General features: G+C 54.8%; 26 protein-coding genes. 15 read left to right on the plus strand and 11 right to left on the minus strand.

Translation table 11 applies throughout. The features are described 5' to 3' along the window. The first annotated feature begins 7 nt into the window (after positions 1 to 7). The gene (locus FHS30_RS12810) at positions 8 to 1,384 is read left to right on the plus strand and encodes a MipA/OmpV family protein (protein WP_183910868.1); all 1,377 of its coding nucleotides are present in this window, start codon (positions 8 to 10) and stop codon (positions 1,382 to 1,384) included. Positions 1,385 to 1,641: 257 nt separating this feature from the next. Continuing rightward, positions 1,642 to 1,968, plus strand: coding sequence for a putative signal transducing protein (locus FHS30_RS12815; RefSeq protein ID WP_183910869.1), 327 nt, complete (start codon positions 1,642 to 1,644; stop codon positions 1,966 to 1,968). On the opposite strand, the gene FHS30_RS12820 is transcribed toward FHS30_RS12815, so the two are convergent. Continuing rightward, positions 1,965 to 2,456, minus strand: a complete 492-nt coding sequence (locus FHS30_RS12820; RefSeq protein ID WP_183910870.1) for a peroxiredoxin — start codon at positions 2,454 to 2,456, stop codon at positions 1,965 to 1,967. The two genes, FHS30_RS12815 and FHS30_RS12820, sit on opposite strands and share 4 nt — an antisense overlap. Before the next feature lie 161 nt (positions 2,457 to 2,617). Between FHS30_RS12820 and FHS30_RS12825 the strand changes: the two genes are divergently transcribed. Continuing rightward, positions 2,618 to 3,508: a TIGR01777 family oxidoreductase gene (locus FHS30_RS12825; RefSeq protein ID WP_183910871.1), complete on the plus strand. Its 891-nt coding sequence runs from the start codon at positions 2,618 to 2,620 to the stop codon at positions 3,506 to 3,508. A gap of 41 nt (positions 3,509 to 3,549) precedes the next feature. Beyond that, the gene (locus FHS30_RS12830; RefSeq protein WP_183910872.1) at positions 3,550 to 4,158 is read left to right on the plus strand and encodes a class I SAM-dependent methyltransferase; all 609 of its coding nucleotides are present in this window, start codon (positions 3,550 to 3,552) and stop codon (positions 4,156 to 4,158) included. Positions 4,159 to 4,207: 49 nt separating this feature from the next. On the opposite strand, the gene FHS30_RS12835 is transcribed toward FHS30_RS12830, so the two are convergent. The 3 genes from FHS30_RS12835 to dinB form a co-directional block, all read right to left on the minus strand. Continuing rightward, positions 4,208 to 4,630: a biopolymer transporter ExbD gene (locus FHS30_RS12835; RefSeq protein ID WP_183910873.1), complete on the minus strand. Its 423-nt coding sequence runs from the start codon at positions 4,628 to 4,630 to the stop codon at positions 4,208 to 4,210. A gap of 299 nt (positions 4,631 to 4,929) precedes the next feature. After that, entirely contained in the window at positions 4,930 to 5,721 is a 792-nt protein-coding gene (locus tag FHS30_RS12840) for a hypothetical protein (protein ID WP_183910874.1), read from the minus strand. A 227-nt stretch (positions 5,722 to 5,948) separates the two neighbouring features. Further along, positions 5,949 to 7,016 carry a DNA polymerase IV gene (gene dinB / locus FHS30_RS12845; protein WP_183910875.1) on the minus strand — a complete coding sequence of 356 codons (1,068 nt, stop codon included), beginning with the start codon at positions 7,014 to 7,016 and terminating at the stop codon, positions 5,949 to 5,951. A gap of 521 nt (positions 7,017 to 7,537) precedes the next feature. Here dinB and FHS30_RS12850 point away from each other — a divergent pair. Continuing rightward, positions 7,538 to 8,347, plus strand: a complete 810-nt coding sequence (locus tag FHS30_RS12850; RefSeq protein ID WP_183910876.1) for a hypothetical protein — start codon at positions 7,538 to 7,540, stop codon at positions 8,345 to 8,347. Positions 8,348 to 8,392: 45 nt separating this feature from the next. Here FHS30_RS12850 and FHS30_RS12855 read toward each other — a convergent pair whose 3' ends face one another. Further along, a complete protein-coding gene (locus tag FHS30_RS12855; RefSeq protein WP_183910877.1) occupies positions 8,393 to 9,277 on the minus strand; it encodes a LysR family transcriptional regulator in 885 nt (294 codons plus the stop codon). Positions 9,278 to 9,404: 127 nt separating this feature from the next. Here FHS30_RS12855 and FHS30_RS12860 point away from each other — a divergent pair, with 127 nt between their 5' ends. Together FHS30_RS12860 and FHS30_RS12865 are read left to right on the plus strand one after the other, a co-directional pair. Further along, positions 9,405 to 10,595 (plus strand): acyl-CoA dehydrogenase, encoded by a 1,191-nt coding sequence (locus tag FHS30_RS12860; protein WP_183910878.1) that lies wholly within the window; start codon positions 9,405 to 9,407, stop codon positions 10,593 to 10,595. Positions 10,596 to 10,680: 85 nt separating this feature from the next. Further along, complete coding sequence (locus FHS30_RS12865; RefSeq protein WP_183910879.1) at positions 10,681 to 11,907, plus strand: CaiB/BaiF CoA transferase family protein; 1,227 nt, start codon at positions 10,681 to 10,683, stop codon at positions 11,905 to 11,907. Positions 11,908 to 11,929: 22 nt separating this feature from the next. Here FHS30_RS12865 and FHS30_RS12870 read toward each other — a convergent pair whose 3' ends face one another. Both FHS30_RS12870 and FHS30_RS12875 read right to left on the minus strand, forming a co-directional pair. After that, complete coding sequence (locus FHS30_RS12870; protein ID WP_183910880.1) at positions 11,930 to 12,613, minus strand: hypothetical protein; 684 nt, start codon at positions 12,611 to 12,613, stop codon at positions 11,930 to 11,932. 10 nt (positions 12,614 to 12,623) lie between these two features. Beyond that, positions 12,624 to 13,280, minus strand: a complete 657-nt coding sequence (locus FHS30_RS12875; protein WP_183910881.1) for a flagellar brake protein — start codon at positions 13,278 to 13,280, stop codon at positions 12,624 to 12,626. Positions 13,281 to 13,466: 186 nt separating this feature from the next. On the opposite strand from FHS30_RS12875, the gene glpE reads away from it, so the two are divergent. Together glpE and FHS30_RS12885 are read left to right on the plus strand one after the other, a co-directional pair. Then, positions 13,467 to 13,793, plus strand: a complete 327-nt coding sequence (gene glpE, locus FHS30_RS12880) for a thiosulfate sulfurtransferase GlpE (protein WP_183910882.1) — start codon at positions 13,467 to 13,469, stop codon at positions 13,791 to 13,793. Between the two features lie 3 nt (positions 13,794 to 13,796). Further along, complete coding sequence (locus tag FHS30_RS12885; protein ID WP_183910883.1) at positions 13,797 to 14,138, plus strand: ComEA family DNA-binding protein; 342 nt, start codon at positions 13,797 to 13,799, stop codon at positions 14,136 to 14,138. Between the two features lie 13 nt (positions 14,139 to 14,151). On the opposite strand, the gene FHS30_RS12890 is transcribed toward FHS30_RS12885, so the two are convergent. Continuing rightward, positions 14,152 to 14,850, minus strand: coding sequence for a cyclic nucleotide-binding domain-containing protein (locus tag FHS30_RS12890; RefSeq protein WP_183910884.1), 699 nt, complete (start codon positions 14,848 to 14,850; stop codon positions 14,152 to 14,154). A 182-nt stretch (positions 14,851 to 15,032) separates the two neighbouring features. On the opposite strand from FHS30_RS12890, the gene FHS30_RS12895 reads away from it, so the two are divergent. Next, positions 15,033 to 15,551 (plus strand): hypothetical protein, encoded by a 519-nt coding sequence (locus FHS30_RS12895; RefSeq protein ID WP_183910885.1) that lies wholly within the window; start codon positions 15,033 to 15,035, stop codon positions 15,549 to 15,551. Between the two features lie 201 nt (positions 15,552 to 15,752). Further along, positions 15,753 to 16,982, plus strand: a complete 1,230-nt coding sequence (locus FHS30_RS12900; protein ID WP_183910886.1) for a TonB family protein — start codon at positions 15,753 to 15,755, stop codon at positions 16,980 to 16,982. A 49-nt stretch (positions 16,983 to 17,031) separates the two neighbouring features. Here FHS30_RS12900 and FHS30_RS12905 read toward each other — a convergent pair whose 3' ends face one another. Beyond that, positions 17,032 to 17,583: a hypothetical protein gene (locus tag FHS30_RS12905; RefSeq protein ID WP_183910887.1), complete on the minus strand. Its 552-nt coding sequence runs from the start codon at positions 17,581 to 17,583 to the stop codon at positions 17,032 to 17,034. 111 nt (positions 17,584 to 17,694) lie between these two features. Here FHS30_RS12905 and FHS30_RS12910 point away from each other — a divergent pair, with 111 nt between their 5' ends. Genes FHS30_RS12910 through sthA form a run of 3 tightly spaced genes read left to right on the plus strand, consistent with a single transcriptional unit; the run spans position 17,695 to position 21,407 of the window. After that, a complete protein-coding gene (locus FHS30_RS12910) occupies positions 17,695 to 19,107 on the plus strand; it encodes a protein adenylyltransferase SelO (protein WP_183910888.1) in 1,413 nt (470 codons plus the stop codon). 51 nt (positions 19,108 to 19,158) lie between these two features. Further along, positions 19,159 to 20,022: an HDOD domain-containing protein gene (locus FHS30_RS12915; RefSeq protein ID WP_183910889.1), complete on the plus strand. Its 864-nt coding sequence runs from the start codon at positions 19,159 to 19,161 to the stop codon at positions 20,020 to 20,022. After that, the gene (gene sthA, locus FHS30_RS12920; RefSeq protein WP_183910890.1) at positions 20,019 to 21,407 is read left to right on the plus strand and encodes a Si-specific NAD(P)(+) transhydrogenase; all 1,389 of its coding nucleotides are present in this window, start codon (positions 20,019 to 20,021) and stop codon (positions 21,405 to 21,407) included. Before FHS30_RS12915 ends, sthA begins: the two co-directional genes overlap by 4 nt. Here sthA and FHS30_RS12925 read toward each other — a convergent pair. Next, positions 21,381 to 22,049, minus strand: coding sequence for a class I SAM-dependent methyltransferase (locus tag FHS30_RS12925; protein WP_343049125.1), 669 nt, complete (start codon positions 22,047 to 22,049; stop codon positions 21,381 to 21,383). The genes sthA and FHS30_RS12925 overlap by 27 nt on opposite strands. Before the next feature lie 169 nt (positions 22,050 to 22,218). Here FHS30_RS12925 and FHS30_RS12930 point away from each other — a divergent pair, with 169 nt between their 5' ends. Beyond that, positions 22,219 to 22,575: a hypothetical protein gene (locus tag FHS30_RS12930; protein ID WP_183910891.1), complete on the plus strand. Its 357-nt coding sequence runs from the start codon at positions 22,219 to 22,221 to the stop codon at positions 22,573 to 22,575. Positions 22,576 to 22,590: 15 nt separating this feature from the next. Here the strand turns inward: FHS30_RS12930 and FHS30_RS12935 are convergent, their stop codons facing one another. After that, on the minus strand, positions 22,591 to 23,703 hold the full coding sequence (locus FHS30_RS12935) for an AI-2E family transporter (protein ID WP_183910892.1): 1,113 nt from the start codon (positions 23,701 to 23,703) through the stop codon (positions 22,591 to 22,593). Between the last annotated feature and the right edge of the window lie 46 nt (positions 23,704 to 23,749).

Below are 23,749 nucleotides of genomic sequence, written 5' to 3' on the forward strand. Positions count from 1 at the left end.
TTCGGCCATGAAAGCCTCCGCTGTTGCGCTTGCCTTAAGCTGCGCCATTACTGCCCTGCCCGCCCTCGCCAACCCGGCTCCCAATGCCACCCAAGGGGTCTGGGCCGCGGGCTTGACCGCCCGCGCGCAAACCTCACCCTATATTAGCGAATCGGCGCGCGCGGACTTTCTGCCAGAGCTCTATTATCAGGGTGAACAGTGGTACTTAGCGGGCACGCGCGCCGGCTGGAAGCGCGAGATTAACGATGGATTAATGCTGGACGCCTTTAGTCGCTACCGATTCGGGGGCTACACCGAGGATCAAGCCAGCGAACTCGACGGTATGCGCCGAACCGGCACACTGGAAGCCGGCGTTGAGCTCAGCCAACCCACCGCTGTGGGTGAGTGGCGCATCGGCGCCAGTGCCGATACTCTCAATCGACACCAAGGCTGGAGCGCCCATGTCGAGTGGCGCACCGACTGGCAATGGCAGGATTGGACCCTCATTCCCAGCGTGGCCGTTGAATACGACAACGCCGAGGTTAACGATTACTTCTACGGCGTGCGCAGCGCCGAAGCCCAACCGGATCGCCCAGCGTACGAGGCCGACGCCAGCACTCAGCTGCGCTTTGGCATTGAAGCCTGGACCCGCCTAGGCAGATCGCACCTACTGGGCCTCGGTGTCAGCCATACACGCCTGAGCGATACCATTGCTGACAGCCCCATTGTGGACTCTGATCAGCGCACCGAACTGAGCCTTAACTACCGCTATGAATTCATCAACAATCCCGCCGCGCAAGCGATCAATAGCGCCAGCGACAGCGCTTGGCTAAAAGGTGAATGGGAGTGGCGCGTTGCAGGTGGCTACTGGACAGATGGTAATTTCATCGAAATGATCTACCTCAACAACATGGCCGTTGATACGCGCAACACGGCGATGGTAAGCGCCTTCCTCAGCAAAAAAATTAATGACGAAGCGTGGAATATGCCGGTTGACGTTCACATAACCGGCGGATTGGTACGCCACTTTGAGCGCGGCGAAAAAGATGACTTCAACGAGTACGTGATTGCTCTGAAGGGTTACTACAATCGCTTTCCGTGGTCGCACATCGTCGAAACCCGGGTAGGCTTTGGCTACGGGTTTTCATACGGCGAACAGGTGCCCTGGCAAGAACGAGACAACGTAATGCGCAAAAACTTAAATGACTCGCGCATTCTCCAATATCTGGACTACAGCTGGGATGTCAATGTCGGCGACCTGTTTAATTCGCCCTCGGCCAAACACTGCTACGTGGGGTATAGCATCCACCACCGCTCAGGTATTTTTGGCCAGTCCGATGCCTACCACCGGGTTGATGGCGGATCTAATTGGAATACCTTTTACTTACAATGCAAAACGCGTTAGCGATCTAGCACACTGCGTAGTTCGATTGAGCGAAAAATTTTGGGGCAGCTAACACCTGCCCCAAAATACAACACCCCGTAAAAATACTTCTATACTGCACGCTAAGCCATTTCTTTTTAACTTTCCAATACGCTGTCATTTACACCAAGGCGACCAGCAACAGGCATCAAGCAAGCGCGCGTCGCACACGTCCGACGAGCAAAAAGGTGACGTTCTCTTAGCGTTATTTATCCACCGCAATCGGCTAGGGCACTGCCATGATTCGCGTCTACACAGCACCCGATATGTTCTGGCTCCAGCATGCCCGCAATCAATTGGATTTTGCGGGCATCGAAACGTTTGTTCGCAATGAATATGCCGGCGGCGCGCTGGGCGACTTATCTTTTATCGATTGCTGGCCGGAGCTCTGGGTTGCGGATCAGGTCAGTTACCAAAAAGCCAGCAAGATCCTGGCCGACCTCAACGACGAAAAGCACAGTGACGGGCCCGAACATAACTGCACGATGTGCGCTGCCAGCAACCCCTCAAACTTTGAGCGTTGCTGGCAGTGCCAAAGCCCCCTCGATACGCCGCCCGCGGATTAACGCTGCTGCAATTGATTCAACATATATTCGGCGGTCGAGACTTCAAAGGCCTTGGGCGCCTCTACGTTTAACAGCGCAATGCGCCCATCCTCAAGCAACATACTGTAGCGTTGGCTACGCATGCCCATGCCTCCGCCACGGGCGTCGAGTTCCAGCCCGAGCGCGCGGGTAAAATCCCCATTGCCGTCTGCGAGCATGTGGATGACACCGTCGGCGTTGGCAGACTTCCCCCAAGCATCCATAACAAATGCATCATTTACGCTAACGCAGGCAATTTTATCGACGCCCGCCGCTTTGAGTTTATCGGACAACACCACAAACCCGGGCAAGTGGGCTTTTGAACAGGTCGGGGTAAACGCACCCGGCACGGCAAATAGCGCCACCCGCCCCTGTCCTAAAAATGCCTGAGCAGACACCGTCTGCATGCCCTCTGTCCCCATCATGCGCAATTCGGCATCGGGTAGTTGATCACCCTGTTGAATAGTCATCGGTATCTCCTTCATCGTTGTTGGGAGTGGCCGCCACCAAGCAGTGCTTGATTGCGAGCTAGATCATCGTTCAGGCACCCAGCATAGCGCGAATTGCAGCCGCAGGCTGATCTGAGTCTGGCCGGCGCTCGTATCCCTTTAAAGCGCTGGAGGATTGTGCCATGCAGATACTCGTAACAGGTGGCACCGGTTTAATCGGCTATGCCCTAGTCAATGCTGGCCTGTGGGCCGGCCATGACATGACTCTGTGGGCGCGCGATAAAGCCAAAGTGCGCAAACTGTTTGGCAACAGCGTTGGGGTCATTACCGAGGCCAGTCAGTTGTACGAACTGCCCAGCATCGACTGGGTCGTCAACCTCGCTGGCGAGCCCGTGGCGACGCAACGTTGGAGCTCGCGCCGCAAACGCCAATTACTTGCGTCACGTTTGCGTATCACTCGTTCGCTGGCGGCTTGGATCGAAACTCAAGACAATGCAGAGCTGGTTTTTTTGTCGGGCTCGGCGCTCGGTATCTATGGTGACCAAGGCGCTAATATCATCGATGAACAGACCCCGCTACCCACAACTCCCGACTTCGCTGCCAACCTGTGTATGCAGTGGGAAAAAACCGCACTCGGTGCACACAATTGCCGCACCCTTTTGCTCCGCACGGGCCTAGTACTCGGCAACGGCGGTTTGCTGAGTCAATTGCGGCCGGCGTTTCGCCTAGGGTTGGGCGGCCGATTGGGCGGAGGAACACAATACATGCCGTGGATACACATCGATGACTATGTCCGCGCACTGCTGCATTTGGCCGAATCTCCCGCGGCAATTGGTGCCTACAACCTGTGTGCCCCTAACCCCGTGACCAATGCAGAATTTACCCGCAGCTTGGCTCACCACCTGCGCAGACCGGCGTTTATGCACCTACCGGCGCCCCTGGTGAAACTTTTGTTTGGCGAACTCAGCACCTTGCTTTTAGGCGGGCAGAATGCGCGGCCAACACGGCTACTGGCGTCGGGGTTTGGCTTTCGCTATCCACACCTGCAGGACGCCCTACCCGTGCTAATATAAGCGCGCAAAAACAGCTAACCTACCGGCGATTAGATACGCACATGATCGAAAAAAATACCCGCGAGGCGTTCGGCCTTTCGATGTTAACCAGCGCTCACAAAGATATTCGTCGATTGCGACGGGCGCAGGGTGTCGCACAATTGCACGGCAATAAGTTGTGGAAATCGAGCTATGTACTCATGGACTACTTGCGCGAATTCCCCATCGAAACGGGCAGTCGGGTATTGGAATTGGGCTGCGGCTGGGGCCTTGGCGGCATATTCTGTGCAAAACATTTCAACGCCGACGTTGTGTCGCTCGATGCCGACGAATCTGTCTTTCCCTTTGTGGAGTTGCATGCCCAGCGCAACCAAGTGACCACGAACACCTACTGCGGGCGCTTTGAAGATTTAACTGAAAAAGAACTTGCAGGCTTTGATGTCATCATTGGGGCCGACATTTGTTTTTGGGATGAAATGGTTGCGCCGCTGGAGCAGGCACTCGACCGCGCACTGGCCGCAGATGTGGGGCGCATTGTGCTCACAGACCCAGGGCGCCCGACGTTTCGTGCCCTCGCCGAAGCCATCGACAATAGCTATGAAGATGTCGTTTACACAGACTGGGACGTCCCCGAACCGCACAATCTTTGGGGCCTCGTGCTCGACCTTTAATCGCCCATAAAAAAACCCGCTTGCGCGGGTTTTTTTATGGCTGACCTACTTAGATTTTTTCTTCGTAGGGCACCAGCGCAATGTTAAAGACATCGGCCTCTCGCGCGGCATCGGCAATCGCGATGTACATCTTGGCGGTAGACTTAATATGTGCCCGCACTACCACAGCCGCCTTAGGGTGTTCTGCGTGCATGCGCTCAATGTTGGCGCGCACGGCCCGCACATCAATGCGACGATCTTCCATCCAGATCTCATCGTTGGATCGGATAGTGACCACGATGGAAGGGTTATCTTCATCGGGGGGTGTTTGCTGTTCATTTTTTGGTGGAATAGTGGTATCGATCACCTTCTCTTTAACGAACGAGGCCGTTACGATAAAGAAGATCAGCATGATGAAGACCACGTCGAGCATGGGCGTCAAATCGATTTCTGAATTATCTTCTGCTTCGCCGTGCTTTCTTCTACGACTCACTTTTTATTCTCCTCAACTCACGGCGCACGCCGCGTCTAATTACCACGATCTTCCGGCCCAGCGTGTGCTGCCAACCCGATAACCACTAGTCTCGCCGAGCCTTTACAGGCCTCGCGGCGCAATGGGCGAGTACGATACCGACTAACCCCCTACGCAGGCAAGCCCCTATTGTGCCCCAAGTTACCCTTTCGAGTCACTAGAGGCGCTCGGATAGGTTTCAAGGAGCACAAAAACCACCTAAAACAGTGCCGACTGCCTTTATTTTAGACAAAATCGACGAATTATTGAGCAAATAACACCTAGCGACGACGGCGGTAGCGCTCTGCGTCTTTTCCGCGCTCATCCAAGCGCGCAAGAATAGCGGACATTTCGTCGGCCTGAGCCGCCACAGACGCCTCTTTAGCGGCCAAGCGCGCGGCCTTTTGTTCCGCCAGCGCGGCTTTGATGCGCCGCTCCCGGGCGGCCGCGCTCTCGGGCTTACCGCCCGCCGCGGATTTTGCCGTGCGCGCCAGTGCCGGTGAGGCCGACTTAGTGGGGGCTTTGGTGGGCTTGCTCTTGCGCTGTGATAGTCGACGAGCCTCGATAGACGCCATCAACGCCTTCATATCTGCAGCTTCTGCTGTGCTGCTAGCGTTTCTAAGCACCGGCTTTGCAACGGCCACGGTGACACTGGGCGCTTTAATGGGGTTGCTCGCGGCCCGCGTTTTTGCCTCGCGGCGATCTTCTAGCCACCCGTCAACATCGTCATCAGCATCGGGATCGACACTGGCATCGCGCGTTAATTCAGTCTCCAGAGCACGGGTATCCACCGCAGCCTTCTTCTCGTGGCGCGCCGCTTTAATCAGCTCGCCACCGAATTCCTCCACGGCTTCACGGCACAGCTGCGCCAGCTCTCGAGCCGATTCAGCTTGCGCATACTCAGTCACATCAAATGCTTGCCCGCCGTCAGCGCGCAAGCAATCAAACAATGTACCTGGTACATTTTCATCGGCCTGAGTCACGAGCATGGCCCAATGGAAATCCAACTCTACTCGACAACTACCAACAAATACGCGCCCCGATGGCTGGTGGGTGGCGGAAAAAACAATCACACAATTACCTCTGTCTCGGTCAAACAAGCAAAGGCGCGGGATTATATAGACCACACTGGAAATGACTAGATTGACAAGCGCAAAAATTCCCCGTTTAGCAGCATCTCCACCAACGAGGCAATCGTGGGCTGCTGCCTCCCAGTCAGCCCCTCTGTGAGCACTTATTATTGCTTCTATATATAGAAGCAATAACAGTCCCATGAAGGCATTGACACAGACTCACTTCGTCATGCCGTCGGAAACTCAAACAGATCGAGTTGTTCTGTCGAGTTGGAATCTACCTGAGCAAAACGCACGCCCACGCCAAGCAGGCGCACAGCTGGCTTGCCACGCGTCAATGCCTCGGATAACAAAGGTTGAAATGTTGTCTCGTCAAAGGATTGCGCCGCGCGCTCCAAGGTGGTGGCCGTAAAATCTGCAAACTTAATTTTAACGAACGCCTTATTGGGTCGATAGCTGGCACTCAACTTCCCGAGTCGATCGGTCAACTCTGCCACCAAGGCCGGCAACTTTGCCAAGCAATTCCCCTCACCCTGCAAATCATCTGAATAGGTGTGCTCTACACTCAAGGATTTTCGAATTCTGTGGGGTTTGACCAAGCGATCATCTTCACCGCGACACAGGGAATAAAGCCGGCGCCCAAAGCTGCCAAACTGCTCTGCCAATGCCAATTCCGTCCACTGCTGTAAATCGCCGCAGGTTGAGATGCCCAGTGAATGCATGCGCGCCGCAGTCACCTTGCCCACTCCAAAGATTTTTCCAACGGGCAAAGTCGAGACAAACGCCGGCACCTCAGCAGGTGCTACCACAAACAAGCCATCGGGCTTGCGCCAATCGCTGGCGACCTTAGCTAAAAATTTATTGGGTGCAACGCCTGCCGATACCGTAATGCCCACCACGCGTTTGACCTCAGCGCGTATCGCCTCGGCGATACGTGTCGCGCTGCCGCTAAATTGGTCACATTCAGAAACATCTATAAAGGCTTCATCCAATGACAGCGGCTCAATCACTTCCGAATAGCGTAAAAAAATCGACCGCATCGCTTGGGATGCTTCCCGATACGCTTCAAAACGGTGAGGTAAAAGTTGCAATTGCGGGCATAAACGCACTGCCGTCTTGCTGGGCATCGCAGAACGCACGCCAAAGGCGCGCGCAGCATAATTACAAGTAGAAATAACACCGCGGCGGCCTGGATCACCGCCCACCGCAATGGCTTTATCGCGCAGGGCTGGGTTATCGCGCATTTCTATAGCAGCGTAAAAACAATCCGCATCAACGTGAATAATTTTGCGCATCTTGGCTAGCCCTCAATCACTGTGATTATATACAGCTATGCGCTTTTCACTCAATCAAACATTCAATAACATTGCTTTTTGATTTTTTATTGGATGGCACAGGACGCAGCGAGGTATGCGCCGATGTGTATGGAATCTCGACAGGTTAGAAATTGATTCTATAATTCGAAAATCAGGTCTGAGCACGCCTCAATAAAGTGGCGATCCGCCCCCAAAACTACCCCTGCCACAATTTAGTAGTGCCCCGTTAGCGAGCAATAATTATTTCATTTTCACCCCGTCTGGCTCGCACAAAAAACCAACCAAATTTCTTATCAAAAAAGTGGAATGGGCACCGCCAAGGGGTTAACGGCACTTAATTCGATATTTTTTTGCTTTTTTTTACAAAAAAGCTCGTTTTTGGTCTGTTTTTTTTTGTAATTTGCTTGAATTTTCACCACAATTGCTTAACTTATACACGCCTAATTATTTTTAGCTAACAGCTGGCAAATTTTTCACAAAAACAACCAAGGAAACACACCATGGCTGCACGTAAAACCAAAGCTGCTAACCCAGTTGCAGAACTACAAAAAGAACTTGCCAAAGTTCAGGCCGAACTGGCCAAAGCACGCGTAAAGCAAGAAGCTGACGCCGCCAAAGAAATCGCCACTCTGACCAAGGCCGCGACTAAAGCCGCTGCCGACGCCAAAAAAGCTGCTTCCGCTCTGGCCGCTGCCAAGAAAAAGAAGAAGTCTGCCGCATCTGTTAAAGCTGTTGAGAAAGCCGCCGCTAAAGCCGCTGCCGCCAAAGCTGCCGCTGCCGACGCGAAAAGCGCCGTTGCTAGCGCCAAAGCTGCCCTGAAAGAAATCAAGGCCGACAACAAAATCGCCGCTCAGCTGGACAAGGCCTATGCCAAGCAGCAAGGCGTAATCGCTAAGAAGAAGAAGGCCGCTGAGAAGAAAGCAGCCGCCAAAGCTAAAGCCAAGGCTAAGAAAGACGCTGCCAAGGCCAAAGCCAAAGCTAAAAAAGACGCGCTGAAAGCCAAGGCCAAAGCCAAGGCACTGAAAGCTAAAGAGAAAGCCAAGGCTAAGAAAGCCGCCGCCAAGGCAAAATTGGCCGCTAAGAAAGCCGCTGCTAAAGAAAAAGCCAAGGCTAAGAAAGCCGCCGCTAAAGCAAAAATGGCCGCCAAGAAAGCCGCTGCCAAAGAAAAAGCCAAGGCTAAAAAAGCCAAGCCTGCCAAGAAAGCAGCCAAAGCTAAGCCCGCCAAAGTAGTAAAAGCTAAGCCCGCTAAGAAAGCCAAAAAAGCTAAGAAAGCTTCTGGCGCCAAGCGTGGTCGCAAGCCAAAGGCCTAAGTCCTTTTATGGATCGGGTGTCTAGGCACCCGATCCATGCCTTTCTCACCGCTCTACAACGTCCTCTCCCAGCAACAGAAAATCCGCAAACAATCTATTCGCAATCGACAAATAACTGTTTTTGCGCCACGCAATGCCCAGTTGTAACGTCAAGGGTTGCTCAAACGGTATCGCCTTCAACCCCGGCTCTTGAGCCGCCACGCGCGCCAACGCAAACCCAACCGCCTCTTTCGCCAGCACCATGGCCATCATAAGTCGAAGAATATTGGTTTCCAATGCGATCACAGGTGCCACACCTAGACGCCGACACTGGTCGTCCACTAATTCACGCAAATAGTATCCCTCGCCGTACAACGCCAAGGGTTCTGCAGCAAAGGTGGCAAAGTCGATGGTATCGCGCCGCGCCAATGGATGATCGCGGGCGACACAAGCCACAATGGGTTCGTCAATCAACGGGTATGCCGACAAAGCCGCAGGCACCTTGCGCAAGTTAATCATGCCCATGTCAATTTCGCCTGCTAACAACTGCTCCTGAGCGCGACTCGTGCCCTCACCATTCACCTGAAAATTAATGCCGGGATAGCGCGCGCGAAAGGCAGCGATACGATCCGGTAGATAATAGGACCCCAGCATCGCAGAAGTACCCAGGCGCACTGTGCCCTGTTCGCCCCCTTTCAGTTCGCGCAGCTGCTGTTGAGTTTGCGCAAAAGCGCCCAGTAAGTGCCTAGCTTGCTGATTGAGCACTTCGCCCTCGGCAGTAAGTCGAATTTGCCGTTCGCCCCGATCAAAGAGTGTCAGCCCTAGGTCGGTTTCGAGTTTTTTAACAGCAATGCTCACGGCGGATTGGGCAACATGCAGTTTTTCCGCTGCCGCAGTAAAACTGCCGCAATCTACCACCGCGGTGAACACCTTGAGCTGTCGAATATCCATGCAATATCACGCCTTAATGATCTCGATATCGAATGATTATCATATAATTTATATATTTTTTATATGGTGATCCCGTTGCTATACTGGCCCCATTCCGTAGACCCCATTCGAACTTGAGAGGCACCCCATGAGCGCACAACAACATTGGTCCAAGCATTTTGATTGGGCAGACCCCTTTATGATGGACCAACAGCTGACTGAAGAAGAGCGTATGGTGCGCGACACAGCCCGCCAGTATGCCCAGGATAAGCTGCAGCCACGGGTCCGCGATGCCTACCGCAACGAGTACACAGACCCCGCTATTTTCCGCGAAATGGGTGAACTGGGCCTATTGGGCTCACCCCTAGAGGGCTACGGTTGCCCCGGTGTGAGCTACGTAAGCTACGGCCTCATCGCCCGTGAAGTTGAACGCGTTGACTCAGGTTTTCGCTCCATGATGAGCGTGCAATCGAGCCTGGTGATGTACCCCATCTATGCCTACGGTTCTGAAGCACAAAAGGAAAAGTACCTACCCAAACTGGCAACGGGTGAGTGGATTGGTTGTTTTGGCCTAACTGAACCCGACCACGGTTCAGATCCAGGCGGCATGGTCACTCGCGCGCGCAAAACCGATGGCGGTTACAAGTTGAGCGGCGCCAAGATGTGGATCACCAACTCGCCCATTGCCGACGTATTTATAGTCTGGGCCAAAGATGATGAAGGCGTGATTCGCGGTTTCATTTTGGACAAGGGCATGAAGGGCCTGAGCGCACCAAAAATTGAAGGCAAGCTGGCCTTGCGTGCATCCATCACCGGCGAAATCGTCATGGACGAAGTCTTCGTACCCGAAGAAAACATGCTGCCCAACGTCACGGGCTTAAAAGGTCCCTTTGGTTGCTTGAACAGTGCGCGTCTCGGTATTTCTTGGGGCGCACTGGGGGCCGCAGAAGCCTGCTGGCACTCGGCGCGCGAATACACCATGGAGCGCAAGCAGTTCAATCGCCCGCTGGCCGCCAACCAACTGATTCAGAAAAAGTTGGCCATCATGCAAACCGATATCAGCTTGGCGCTGCAGGGCTGTCTGCGCGCCACGCAATTAAAAGATGCCGGCCAGCTGGCACCCGAATTGATTTCACTGCTCAAGCGCAATTCCTGCGTTAAGGCCTTAGAAATCGCGCGCGAAGCACGCGACATGCACGGCGGCAACGGGATTTCAGATGAATACTCCGTTATGCGCCACATGATGAACCTCGAGGTAGTCAATACCTACGAAGGCACTCAAGACGTACACGCGTTGATCTTAGGTCGCGCTCAAACGGGCATGCAAGCGTTCTACTAAGCCCATTTCGGGGCCGTCGCTCTGTCGGCCCCGCTGATTCCTTTGATCACGTACACACGCATATAGGTAAAGAGGTGGCTGCGCAATGAACACTCCACTCGCTGGCATTCGCGTGCTCGACTTGTCGCGCATTTTGGCCGGGCCTTGGGCGGGCCAACTGCTTGCCGATTTAGGCGCACAGGTTATTAAAGTGGAACGCCCTGGCGCCGGCGATGACACCCGACAGTGGGGGCCACCCTATTTAAAAGATGAGCACGGAAACGACACGCAAGAGGCCGCTTACTATTTGGCAGCAAACCGTGGCAAACAGTCGATTACCGTTGATATCACCAAGCCCGAAGGCCAATCATTGTTGCAAGATCTGGCAAAAGATGTGGATGTGGTCATTGAAAACTACAAGGTCGGCGGGCTCAAAAAGTATGGCTTAGATTACCCGGCCTTAGCGGCCATCAATCCAAGATTGGTGTATTGCTCGATCACCGGATTTGGCCAAACCGGTCCCTACCGCGATCGCGCTGGTTACGATTTTATGATTCAAGGCATGGGCGGCCTTATGAGTATTACCGGTGAACGCGATGGCCAAGCCGGTGCCGGCCCACAAAAAGTGGGCGTTGCTGTCACAGATATTTTTACCGGCCTTTACGCCACCATCGCGATTCAAGGCGCACTGCTTGAACGGGTTCGCTCGGGTCAAGGTCAGTACATTGATTTGGCATTATTCGACGTGCAGGCGGCGGTATTGGCGAACCAAGCCACCAACTATTTAGTGGGCGGGATCACCCCTACGCGCATGGGCAACGCCCATCCAAACATCGTGCCCTATCAGGCTTTCGCCACTGCCGACGGCTACATTATTCTGGCCATCGGTAACGATCTACAATTTCGAAAATTTTGCGCCGTCGCGCAGGTGCCAAACCTGGCGGACGACCCCAAGTTTTCAACCAATCCCGCGCGCGTTGCCAACCGCGAACAGGTGTGCGCCACCGTCGCCGATTTACTCAAACAACACACCAGTGAACACTGGCTGGCTGAACTCGAAGCAAAACAAGTCCCCTGCGGGCCCATCAACAATATTGAGCAAGTTTTTAACGATCCGCAATTGCTCGCGCGCAATATGCGCATTCAGGTGGCGCATCCCCAAGCGGGCACGGTCGAGCTGGCGGGCAACCCCATTCATTACGGGCGCAGTGAATTACAGCAATCCGTGGCACCGCCCAGCTTAGGGGCAGACACGGATCAGGTACTGCGCGAACAATTGGGCTTATCGAGTGAAGCAGTGGCCGCACTGCGTACTAAAGGCGTCATTGATTGACCAATTGCGACACGCTTTGACACTAGCTAGGTGGACGAATGTCGATGTGCGTCTCCACATCGCTTAATGATGTGCCTTCGCATATAGCCACGTAGCGCAGCGTCACGCCGGCCACATTTTGCGCGTTAAATTTGCGTGCAAAACGATAGAGTATTTCGCCAGAATCTCTTTCGGTCATCATCACCGGCTCAACGCTGTCCAGATCATCTAGCCACGTTAACCCGCGCATCAATTCCAGTTGCGAATGCCATTTGCTTACGCACTTTTCGTAAAGTGCGGGCGTCACATCGACAACGGCAACCTCTTCACCTGCGTAATCAATTACAACCAGGTCGCGCACTACCGCCTGATCGAAACTATCGATCGACAAACCATCAAATTTATTCACATAGGTTTTGCGCGCTGCGTCACGGCAAACAATGGCAAATACCGGTGCATCCTCTGCACTTTCTGCGCGCGCAAGTTCACCGCGCACGACTTCAATACACCGCTCGCTGGCGAGCGCCAACTCGGCGATCTGCCGAAGGTTTGCCCAATACTTAGTGTATGAAGTGGGTAGCCACAAACGGTCGAGGTTAAGGGGGACATCTTCAGGTGGAGGCGATTGTTCTACCACAGTATTTGAATCATCTTCTTGCGCCACGCTGTTAATACTGAGCGCGACAGCAGTACAGAACAATAACATTACCTGCCAAACAGCCTTCACGGTAAGCCCACTACTTGGCCAACAAAGAAAAGACATAGGCGTACAACAACAGGCGCTGTTCATCACTCATGTCCGCGAATTCAATACCGTAAATCGCTGGATACTCGGCCTCCTCTTCACGCGTGCTGCGCTCGATGCGCGAACGAATAACTGCGGGCAGTTCCAATTGACCGGTGAGCTTGGCAATGGCGACATCACCATTGATGGTCACGGGTGTGCCCACTTCGCCCACAGATTGGCTCAATTCAATGCGCGCGCCCGACAAACTGATATCAGAGATAAAACCGTTAGCCGATTCAGTAGCAATACCTTGGGTGGCATGGACAGTGATCGGTGTGCGACTTTCAACCCGGGTGGCACCGCGCACCTCTTTAAAACTCAACTTGGTCGGATAACGCAAATAGATTAATGGCCGCGGTTGGGGCAGGATTTGTTCCACCACACTGGCAAAGGCCATGACCCCGTTACCCGCCATGATTTTAATTAACAGTTTTTGCCCAGACCGCAGTTGCGACGCGCTGGCTGCCCGCGGCAGCGAAATGATCACAACCTCACCGGGCCAACACCCAACTAGCTTGCTGGCGTATTTGAACGGTTCACCACCGGCACTGCTGCCCTCAATGGCAAGCGGGTATCCGAAGGGCAATTTAAATTCTTCAAACTTCATGGAGTGTCTAATTTCTGTGCGTCGTTGGCCTCATTCTAGCTGGTTGGCAATGGTTTTGCTCACTGGCCACCCAAGGCGCTAGAGCATTGACCGGTCACAGACCCAGTTCAGTCGATTCTGCAAAGGTGTTTTCGGTGCCGTAACACTTTTATACTAAAGGACCAATTTAGGCTCGGAATGAATTTTATGGCTGGTTTTGAACGCATCTCCCCGCAGCAGGCGGCGCAAATTCGCCAGCAAGCCAAGGCCAATGTCGTGGATATACGCGACCCACAGAGCTTTACCGCTGGGCACATTCGGGGCGCCCATGCGTTGAATAACGACAATTTAGCGGCCTACATTGAATCTGCGGACAAAGGCAACCCGCTGATCGTCTGCTGTTATCACGGCAACAGCAGCCAGTCGGCAGCCCACTATTTGTCGGAGCAAGGCTTTACGGAAGTGTATAGCTTGGACGGCGGCTTCGAGCAATGGCGACTAGACTTCCCTCACGACTGCGACACAGAGGACTGAACAATGACGTTTCTCATCACACTGCTGTTGGCGCTCATTGCGTTTCTACTGACCCGATTGCAATTTTTGTTGACCGCGCAACGCGATGATTTAGCCGACTTGCGCCAACAAATCGCCAGCCTTCGGTCCAGCGACCATCCGTCAACGCCCACCAGCCCGGTTGCCGGTCGAGAATCAATCAACAGCATATCGAAAAACGGTTTGCTGAAAATTCCGGGCGTGGGCGCCGCCTGTGCGCAACGCGTCATCGACGCCCGTCCCTACGCCTCAATGGACGAGCTAGATGCGGTGTCGGGTCTCACACAAACCCAGCGCGACCACTTGAAACAACACTTGCTGGTATAACCCAAACCCTGCCCTACTGCGTCATTTTTTCAACCAGGGCAGGATTGGGCGCACTGTGACCCTCAGTTCCAAGGGACAAACTGCCAAACTCTTGATTCCAGTCCAGTAGCAGACGCGCCAGAGATTGTGCCTGTGCATAGATTGCCCGCAATTCTTCACGCCCGCCCTTGGGGCCTATGTAAAGTTTTATGGCGCGATGTTTGGACGCCAGAGGACTGTCTGGATAGCGCATGCGATACACCTCCAGTTTCCAGCGCAGACTGTGAACACAATTGCGAAAATAGGCCAACTTTGTGGCCAAATTAATCACCCCGAAATTTTCCAGCTCGCCAAAGGCCTTAAAATCAGTGCCAAACACCACCACCTGTTTGCAGTTGTGGTCGGCCACCACCGTGGCTGAGCGCTCCTGTTGCACTAGGGCAGCAATATCGCCAAAGACTTCCCCGGGGGTGATGTAATTAACAACCTGCTGACCTTGCGCGTCGCTGGCAAATACCGCCAACTGACCCTTCAACAAAAAATACAACCAAGGATCTCGCTCACCGCGCCGCAACACCACCTCGCCGGGCTTAAATTCCACTAAGCGCGAATGCCGCAACAGCACCTCAAACTGGTAGGGATCATCCTGCTTAACCGCCTTATAAAAGGGAATGGGCGCCAGCAACGACTCAAGTGCCGCCCTTGGAATCCGATCGAGAGATTTAATCTCCATGCAATGCCCGTTTCGTTAGATAGAAAGATATAAGTACTGGACGTAAGCATAGTGCCAGTCGGTCTTACGTGGGAGCCTTTATGTTCCTCAGCACTACTACAATTACAAGGTTGAAGGGCTTTAACTGACCGAGCTTGGCCATGCCCTCACACCCCATCATTTGAGTTTGCGGGAGGATTCCCATGCAACGCCTATATTACCTAGCAGATAGCATTCAAGCCGCCGAACACCTCACAGAAGACCTTCAAAATCATGGAGTCACCCGTGATCATGTTCATTTAGTGGCGGCCAACGACGCGGAGCTTGAGCGCCATCACATGCCCACTGCCACACCGCTCGACACCACGGACCTGTTGCCCGCCGGAGAAGGGGGCCTGCTGGTAGGTGCGAGTTTGGGGCTAATCGCCTGCGTCACCCTGTACCTCACTGGCTGGGTCTCCAGTTCACTCGCCTATGTGGGTCTATTCATATTTTGCACTGGATTCGGCACTTGGCTTGGCGGCTTTGTGGGCATTACGCGGCGACACTATAAACTCGAGCAATTTGACGAGGCCATTCAGCAGGGACATGTACTGGTGATGATCGACGCCGATGCCGAAAGCAGCAGCGCCATAGAGCGTTTTATGCAGCACCAGCCCCAAGCCCAACTGGCAGGGCGCGGAACTACATGGAATAACCCGCTACACCCAGCCCACCTTTAAACACACCCACCGCAAATAGCCACAGGCGCCCATTTTGGGCGTCTGCGGGCGATTTATGCCCCCTCGATTCGCCTCAAAATGCCTATTGAAGTAAAAACTAAACGCTGTAGAGTAAGGCATTGGCATGATTATAAAAAATACCTAGGCCACATAACGTTACGCTATATGCGATTCAGCTGACAAAAAGAGTGACTTTCCGCCATGACTACTCGCTTACACCGCTGGCTTTTTGCGCTTTGCGCTAGTTTCACAGCCATGACCTTGCAGGCAGAACCCCTGCTAAACGGGATATCCTCCTACACCAAACTGGGTCAAGAACAATTTCTAGCTGGGCTCTACCTACCCAGTACCACTACCGACGTGGGCACCGCCCTCAATGTCGGCGGTGAGCGCCGCTTGGAGCTCCGCATTACAGCATCCAGTGTGTCGGCGCGCAGTTTAAGCCGCATGTGGATTGAAGGTATCGCCATCAACATTGCCGGCGACCAATTGCAGGCCAACGCCGAAGGGATGGTGGAATTCACCAAGCTAACCAAAGGCCGTCTCCGCACTGGCGACACCTTGGTGATTGACGACCTGCCCGGTGAGGGCATCAGCGTGTCGGTCAATGGCGTGGACATGGGCAAAATTCGCCGTGCCCCCAACCTCTTTAACATGCTGTTGTCGACGTGGGTTGGCTCAGTGCCACTGTCATCCGAATTCCGCGATGCCGTCATGGCGGGCGGCGACATCGACGCCAACCTATTGGGCCGTTACCGTGCCACCTCGCCCAGCGAAGAGCGCATTGCCGCCGTCGAAGCGTGGAAGGCACCCAAGCCTGCACCCGCGCAAGTGGCGGCCAGCAAGCCAGCACCGGTTTCTGCACCGACTGTTTCCGCACCAACTGTTTCAGCACCCGCTGTGACGGCGCCGGTTTTAGCTGCTGCCAGCAAGCCCGATGTTGCATCGCCCTCAGGCACTGCGGCGCAAAAACCCGTGGTAGAGCAACCCAAGGTGACGCAACCTGCAGTAGCAAAGCCCACACCTAAACCCACGCCCACACAAGTGGCCGCCGCAAAGCCCGTCAACAATGCGTTTTTGGATGATGAAGAGCTCGATGAAGAGGAAGAGCCCCTCTTGACGGCAGCTTCGCTGGTTAGTCGTCAGCTGTATCACTCCAAGCTGCTGCGCTGGACCTACAAAAACATTCGCTACCCCAAGCGCGCGCTCCAGCGCGGCCAAGAGGGCTCCGTGCGCATTGCAATTATTATTGATCGCAACGGTAAAGTGCTGGACATGCAGCCGCTAGAGGAATCGCGCCACAGTTTGCTGAACTCTGAGGCGGTGAAAGCGGTAGAGCGCTCTGACCCCTTCCCGCCAATGCCGCAGGACCTGCAAGGCGAGCGCTTTGAGTTTACCCTGCCAATTACCTTTAGCATTCCCAAGGGGTGAGCCTAGGACTGTAGGCTAGACAACAAAAAACGGCCCTAGGGCCGTTTTTTTATGGTCCTTCGGCCAATGCCGACAAGCGCTCCGTGATCACCCGCGCGATCGCCGCGCGATCCAGCGCTGACATATCCGACAACTTGTCCAACCGCAGCGCGTGCAAATGCAAGCAGGGCGTCGTGGCATTCATTTCCCGCAAATCGCCTTTCATTAATACCGGCAAAAACGGGCGCTCCGGAGGACGATTTTGATTGACCAAGCCAATGCCGATCTTCAACGGCACCAGGCGGTGCTTGGCCTTGCCACTTTTAAACGGAATGCTCAGCAATAGTGCCGGCCCTTTACCCGGCACGATATGCAACCCCGTGGCAATGAGTGCCTCGGGGTCAATATTGTTAAAGGTGTCAAAGTGCGCGTAAGGGTTGGGCAATATCACCAACTTTCGATTTTCCTCGCGCGGAACGAAAATGTTGTAATTGGTATAGAGCTGATTGACTGATTGCGAAAAAACACAAAGCTTATTTTCAAAACCGACGACAAATTCATGGGCCTGCGAACGCTCTGAAAACGTATCCAAATCCCAGACTAAATCTTTGTTTTGCTCCATGCAGTGGAGACCCTCTGTGGCGAAATCTGTGCAGTTTGGCTTAGCTAAACACCGCCGCTGAGTCCCCAGCTGTGGCATCATGCAAAACACGCTTCAACTGAGTATAAGTCAATGTGCGCCAAGTTCGACAACTCCTTTGCCGCGCTCGGCCCCGACTTTGGCACGCGCATGCAGCCACAGCCCTTGGCCGAAGCCCGCCTGCTGCACCTGAACGCACCTCTGGCCGACGCCCTAGCACTGCCAGCAACCATGGTGGAATCCATGGTGTTGGGGCGAGAACTGCCCGAGGGTTGCGCCCCTATGGCCATGGTCTATGCCGGCCACCAATTCGGCGGTTTCAGCCCGCAACTGGGCGACGGGCGCGGCCTATTATTGGGGGAGTGGCAGGTCGATAACAATCACTGGGATCTGCACCTCAAGGGGGCCGGGCGCACCCCCTACTCGCGCTTTGGCGACGGACGCGCGGTTTTGCGCTCCAGCATTCGAGAATATCTGGGCTCCTGCGCGATGCACGGCTTGGGTATTCCTACAACCCAAGCCCTAGCGCTGGCCGGCAGCGACGAGACGGTCCTGCGCGAAACGCCAGAGACAGGCGCAACCCTGCTGCGCACAACCCAGTGCCACATTCGCTTTGGCCACTTCGAATATTTTTTCTACCAAGGTCTGCACCAACCTTTGGCGCAACTGGTGGACTACTGTGCGCAACGGTATTTGGCGGTGCAAAGTAACACCGCCGACAATGCGCTGAATTTGCTTAGGTTTACCACCGAGCGCACCGCCCAATTGATCGCCCAATGGCAGGCCGCGGGCTTTGCCCACGGCGTAATGAATACCGATAACATGTCACTCATCGGCGAAACCTTTGATTTTGGTCCCTACGGTTTCCTCGACGACTTTGAGCCCGGCTTTATCTGCAATCACTCAGACGACCAAGGCCGCTATGCATTCGATCGTCAGGCCAGTATCGGACTGTGGAATTTAAATGCGCTAGCCCACAGCCTTTCCACTTTAATCGACATCGACGCCATAAAAGCCGCGCTGGCACGCTACCAGCCCACGTTAAGCCAAACCTATTTTCAATTGATGATGGGCAAGCTGGGGCTCGACGATAACCTAACCGACGCCAAGCAAACCCTGCTAAATAATTTGCTCGCATTGCTGGCCAGTGAGCGCACTGACTACCACCAATTTTTTCGCAGCCTGAGTCACAGCAAACAAGCCGCACGGGATTTAATCGTCGATCGCGCCGCCGCTGACACCTGGTTAGCCACCTATGAGGCGTGCTGCGCACAAGAACCTAATGGCGAGCGACAACAGCACATGCGCGCTCGCAATCCAAAATATGTGCTTCGCAACTACCTGGCCCAACGGGCCATTGAGCAGGCCCAAGCGGGCGACCTAAGTGGCGTGCGCAATTTATTTACCGTGCTATCGGCACCCTACGACGAACACAGCCAGCTCGAGGCCCTCGCGGCGGCGCCGCCCGACGACCAGAAGCATCTGCCGGTAAGTTGCTCAAGTTGATCTACACTTGGTGTGATCGCTTCACTACGCCGTTAGCTGCCGAGACACACCATGACCGATTTCACGCTCGACTCGCCCGCCGCACAGGCCGTTGCCGACATATTGCAGTCCAAGATGGCCAATCAAGAACTCGACGTGCCGCTGCTGCCAGAGGTGGCGAGTAAAGTTGTCACCCTGTCACAGGATCCCGAGTCTGATGCCGCCCAGTTGGCTAAGCTAATACAAAGTGATCAGGCATTAGCGGGCCACGTCATGCACATCGCAAATTCGGCGGCCTATTCGCCCAACGCATCGCTGGTTTCGCTGCAACAAGCCATCACGCGTCTAGGCATGAATTTAATTTCCGACATCGCCTTGGCAGCCTCAATCTCGGCCAAGATGTTCAAGGCACCCGGCTTTGAAAACCACATTCAAGCAATTTGGCGCCACGCGCTGGCGACGGCACTGTGGGGCAAAGAAATTGCCCGCCAATGCCGACGCAATGTCGAAGCCACATTTTTGTGCGGCCTTCTACACTCCATTGGTCGGCCGGTGGTCATACAAGCCGCGCTCGATTGCGCGAAGAAATCGGACACAGCGCTTACTGAAGCAGACGTATTGGCACTCGAAGCGGCGCTGCACACCCCCATTGGTGTGGCCGTAGCACAGCGCTGGGACATGCCGCAAATTGTGTGTGACTCCATTGGATTTTTTCATTGCTACGACCAGGCGACCCAAGCGCGCGAGCAAACCACCATGGTCAATGGCGCCGCGGCATTTGCCACGCACCTATTAACGCCCGACGCCCTATCCATAGCCGAACTCACGGCACTGCCCGTGCTGGCAGACCTCAATTTATACGACGACGATATCGCCGGTTTGCTCGATAAAAAAGCGGACGTTAAGAGCACCATGGAGGCCATGCTAGGGCGATGACTTACGATTATGATTTGATTGTCATCGGCAGCGGCCCCGCAGGCCAGAAAGCCGCCGTTCAAGGGGCCAAGGCCGGAAAAAAAGTGGCGCTCATTGAGCGCGACCGCGTGCTCGGCGGCGCCTGTGTGCACCGCGGCACTATCCCCTCCAAAACACTGCGTGAAAATGCGCTGCGCGTTAAAAATATGCGGGCCAATGCCAGCCTCTCTAATTTTGTGCTGGCAGAAGATACCGAAATGGCCACGCTTATCGATCGACTCGATCAAGTGTTGGCGGCACACGATGAATACATGCGCCGCCAAATTGAGCGCAATCACATCGACACTATTCATGGGCGCGCAAAATTTTTAGATCAACACCAGCTGCAAATTGCCAAAGTCCGCGGTGAATCACAAACCATCAGCGCAGACAACATCATCATTGCCACCGGCTCGTTTCCACGCACCCCTGACAATATCCCCGTGGACCACGAATATCTGTTCGACAGCGATTCAATATTGTCCATGCTGTATTTGCCGAAGAGCCTCACCGTGCTCGGCGGCGGCGTCATCGCCAGCGAATACGCCTCGATCTTTCAGGCGCTCGGCGTCAAGGTCACGATGGTCGACAAGTACCCGCGCCCGCTCGGATTCTTGGATCAAGATTTAACGGATAAATTTGTCCACGCCTTTACCGAGATGGGCGGCACTTGGCTCGGCGAACACAACGTCACCAGCGCACGCTTTGATGGCTTGGCGGGAGTCATTACCGAGTGTGATAACGGCGTAAGCGTGCACAGCGAAAAATTATTGTGTGCCGCGGGGCGCATCGCCAATGTCAAAGACTTGCACATTGAAAATGCGGGACTCGCACTCAACGAGCGCGGCTTAATTTCCGTGGATGGCAATTTGCGCACGAGCAGTCCTAACATCTACGCCGCAGGCGATGTCATCGGCCCGCCGAGCCTCGCATCGGCCTCCATGGAGCAAGGGCGGCGCGCCAGCTGCAACGCATTGGGCATGACACTAGGGCGTATTGCCAGCACCATTCCATCGGGTATCTATGCCATTCCCGAACTGTCCGCCGTGGGCTTGACGGAACAACAAGCCATCGAAAAGCACGGTAGCGCAATCGTAGGCAGAGCCAATTTTGAAGAAATCGCCCGCGGGCAAATTTCGGGCATTCAAGACGGCATGCTAAAACTTATCTGCGATCCCAGCGGCCACAAACTGCTCGGCGTGATGATTGTGGGGGAAGGTGCCACGGAGCTTATCCATATCGGACAAATGGCGCTGCTCAACGACGCCGATGCCGATATTTTTGTGGAGAGTATTTTTAACTTTCCCACCTTGGCCGAGGCCTACCGCGTAGCGGCGCTATCAGTGATCGGGCAACGCCCCAAATAATCCTCTGGCGTAAAAATTCACGCCGTTAAATTGAGCGGGCTCACCCAAGTCTGGCCAGGTACACGACTGGGCCTCACCGAGCGGCTGATAGCCCGATACCGGCAAACTGCGCACTCTGGAATCCGCCAATAGCACGGCATCAGCCCGATGCGCGAAGCTTTCGACCAGTGGATAATTATCGGCGTCGTAGAGCACATCGGCGGCCAGCAGCAGATCCACCACCGGCGCCCCAGCCAAATCATCCAGAATCCGCACGGTCACTCCATTTAATGCCGCGTTAGCGCGAATGGCGTCGCGCGCATGAGCATCCGTGTCGCAGGCCCACACCTCGGCGGCACCGGCCAAGGCCGCCGCTATGGCCACCACACCACTGCCGGCACCAAAATCCAGTACGCGCCGTCCGCACACCAACGCTGGCTCGGCCAAAATCCGCGCCGCCAGTGCCTGACCGCTGGCCCAGCAGAAGGCCCAATAGGCCGGCTCCGCCATCACCTTGGCCGCCGTTTCGGGCGCCAGCGGGCGGTCGGCCAGCATTGCTGCGTCCAGTAGCCACAAGCGCAGCGGAATCTGGGGCAAGACGGTGTCTATCAAGGCCCCATCGGGGAGTGATAGGCGCAAATTTGCGGTCAGCTGGGCCGTCACGGGGCCGCTGCCTTACAGGAAAAAGTTAGGAGATCGCGATTATTCATAGTATTAAAGTATTAAGAGCGGAACCAGTGCGCAGAAAATAGCCAGTGCCTAAGGCATAGTAAAAGACATGGAGAAACGGGAAGGGAAGCGCATTAATTTACCCCGTAGCGAGCGTAGCAGTATGAACACCGCTGACATCCAAGCCACCGCAACCCAACGCAACACACTGGCGCTATTCGCTGGTTTAGCACTGTGTGCATGCATCGGCACCACAACCGCTGGCGAATCCATCTCCCCCACATTCTACGCCGGTGAAGGCAGTTCAATAGCCCAAGCGCGCACCCAGGCCATTCACTTTCACCTACACGCTAAATCGTCACAAACTGAGCAAGCCAACACCCGTGGCGGCTTTGTTGGCCTGCTGGCCAAGGCGTTAACCCCCAGCCAATTGCTGCGCCCAGTACACCGCGCGGGCTTTCGCATCCAAACCCAGGCGGGCGATGACGGCCTTGAGTTGAGTGCCGCCTACCGCTTCTAGCCCTAACAACCACTCTTAGCTGTCTGCGCTTGAGCCTTTAGTAGACTCATCCGCCGCCACCACTAAAGCCATGATGGGGCTGTCGGCTAACGACTGCCCTTCCGGCGGAACATCCCCCAACACCATGCCCAACCACGCCGTGCCGGGGTAACTTTCCAACGCAATCTTCACGGTCATGGTCAAGGGCACCGAAAGCAACATACCCACTGGCCCCAACACCCACCCCCAAAACACCAAGGATAGGAAGACCACCAAGGTCGACAGGTTCAAGCCGCGCCCCATCACTTTGGGCTCTACCACGTTGCCAATGAGCAGGTTAATCGCCACATAACCCGCGGCCGTCCAGAGTGCATCGGGCACGCCCAACTGCACCAGCGCCAACAACACCGCCGGCACCGCCGCCAAGAGCGAGCCCAGATTGGGCACAAAATTCAACAGGAAGGCCATGGTGCCCCAGAGCAAGGCGTAGTCCACGCCTAAAAACCACAACCACAGACTCACCAGCGCACCGGTGGCCAAACTCAGGCCACTCTTGAGCGCCATATAATGGTTGACCGCCTTAGTAAAACGGTTGATCCCATTGATCGTACTTTGCATGTCCTCATGGGCGCGCGCCAAGCGATCCGCAAAACGCATCTCTTCCGCCAAAATGAAAATCACGGTCAGCAATATCAGAAAGGCGTTGGTCATCAAGTTGCCCAGCGACGACAAGGTGTTACCTGCCAGTGCCAGCGCCGCCGAGGGTTTGACATTCTCAGCCCAAAAACCGCGATCTATTTCCAACCCTCGCGAAGCGAGCCAGCCGCGCAAACCGCCGCTCATCTCTTGTAACCGCGCTTGGTATTCGGGCAGATCGGCGCGGAAAGACGCGATAGATGACCCCACCACAGCGCCGATGATAGCGCCCATCAAAACGATCAATAAGATCATGAGCAGCACGGCCAAACCACCCGGCATACCGCGGCTTTTCATCCACAGCAGCGGCGGCGAGCAGATCACCGCAATAAACAATGACAATAAAAATGGCACCAACAGCGATTCAGCTGCGCGCATACCTGCCACTACCACCACAAATGCCGCCAAGCCCAACATAAACAGTAATACGGGGCGGTTGTGTCCATCGCTCATGGTATTTTCCTTTCACTAAAACGGGGGTGTCAGCGCTGACTCATCA

The sequence above is a fragment of the Simiduia aestuariiviva genome (genome assembly GCF_014192475.1).
Lineage (GTDB): Bacteria > Pseudomonadota > Gammaproteobacteria > Pseudomonadales > Cellvibrionaceae > Simiduia > Simiduia aestuariiviva.

What these genes read in the sequence shown, in the direction of transcription:
- FHS30_RS12810 (WP_183910868.1), top strand. Translation starts at nt 8, where the DNA reads ATGAAAGCCTCCGCTGTTGCGCTTGCCTTAAGCTGCGCCATTACTGCC.
- FHS30_RS12815 (WP_183910869.1), top strand. Translation starts at nt 1,642, where the DNA reads ATGATTCGCGTCTACACAGCACCCGATATGTTCTGGCTCCAGCATGCC.
- FHS30_RS12820 (WP_183910870.1), bottom strand. Translation starts at nt 2,456, where the DNA reads ATGACTATTCAACAGGGTGATCAACTACCCGATGCCGAATTGCGCATG.
- FHS30_RS12825 (WP_183910871.1), top strand. Translation starts at nt 2,618, where the DNA reads ATGCAGATACTCGTAACAGGTGGCACCGGTTTAATCGGCTATGCCCTA.
- FHS30_RS12830 (WP_183910872.1), top strand. Translation starts at nt 3,550, where the DNA reads ATGATCGAAAAAAATACCCGCGAGGCGTTCGGCCTTTCGATGTTAACC.
- dinB (WP_183910875.1), bottom strand. Translation starts at nt 7,016, where the DNA reads ATGCGCAAAATTATTCACGTTGATGCGGATTGTTTTTACGCTGCTATA.
- FHS30_RS12850 (WP_183910876.1), top strand. Translation starts at nt 7,538, where the DNA reads ATGGCTGCACGTAAAACCAAAGCTGCTAACCCAGTTGCAGAACTACAA.
- FHS30_RS12855 (WP_183910877.1), bottom strand. Translation starts at nt 9,277, where the DNA reads ATGGATATTCGACAGCTCAAGGTGTTCACCGCGGTGGTAGATTGCGGC.
- FHS30_RS12860 (WP_183910878.1), top strand. Translation starts at nt 9,405, where the DNA reads ATGAGCGCACAACAACATTGGTCCAAGCATTTTGATTGGGCAGACCCC.
- FHS30_RS12865 (WP_183910879.1), top strand. Translation starts at nt 10,681, where the DNA reads ATGAACACTCCACTCGCTGGCATTCGCGTGCTCGACTTGTCGCGCATT.
- FHS30_RS12875 (WP_183910881.1), bottom strand. Translation starts at nt 13,280, where the DNA reads ATGAAGTTTGAAGAATTTAAATTGCCCTTCGGATACCCGCTTGCCATT.
- glpE (WP_183910882.1), top strand. Translation starts at nt 13,467, where the DNA reads ATGGCTGGTTTTGAACGCATCTCCCCGCAGCAGGCGGCGCAAATTCGC.
- FHS30_RS12885 (WP_183910883.1), top strand. Translation starts at nt 13,797, where the DNA reads ATGACGTTTCTCATCACACTGCTGTTGGCGCTCATTGCGTTTCTACTG.
- FHS30_RS12890 (WP_183910884.1), bottom strand. Translation starts at nt 14,850, where the DNA reads ATGGAGATTAAATCTCTCGATCGGATTCCAAGGGCGGCACTTGAGTCG.
- FHS30_RS12895 (WP_183910885.1), top strand. Translation starts at nt 15,033, where the DNA reads ATGCAACGCCTATATTACCTAGCAGATAGCATTCAAGCCGCCGAACAC.
- FHS30_RS12900 (WP_183910886.1), top strand. Translation starts at nt 15,753, where the DNA reads ATGACTACTCGCTTACACCGCTGGCTTTTTGCGCTTTGCGCTAGTTTC.
- FHS30_RS12905 (WP_183910887.1), bottom strand. Translation starts at nt 17,583, where the DNA reads ATGGAGCAAAACAAAGATTTAGTCTGGGATTTGGATACGTTTTCAGAG.
- FHS30_RS12910 (WP_183910888.1), top strand. Translation starts at nt 17,695, where the DNA reads ATGTGCGCCAAGTTCGACAACTCCTTTGCCGCGCTCGGCCCCGACTTT.
- FHS30_RS12915 (WP_183910889.1), top strand. Translation starts at nt 19,159, where the DNA reads ATGACCGATTTCACGCTCGACTCGCCCGCCGCACAGGCCGTTGCCGAC.
- sthA (WP_183910890.1), top strand. Translation starts at nt 20,019, where the DNA reads ATGACTTACGATTATGATTTGATTGTCATCGGCAGCGGCCCCGCAGGC.
- FHS30_RS12930 (WP_183910891.1), top strand. Translation starts at nt 22,219, where the DNA reads ATGAACACCGCTGACATCCAAGCCACCGCAACCCAACGCAACACACTG.
- FHS30_RS12935 (WP_183910892.1), bottom strand. Translation starts at nt 23,703, where the DNA reads ATGAGCGATGGACACAACCGCCCCGTATTACTGTTTATGTTGGGCTTG.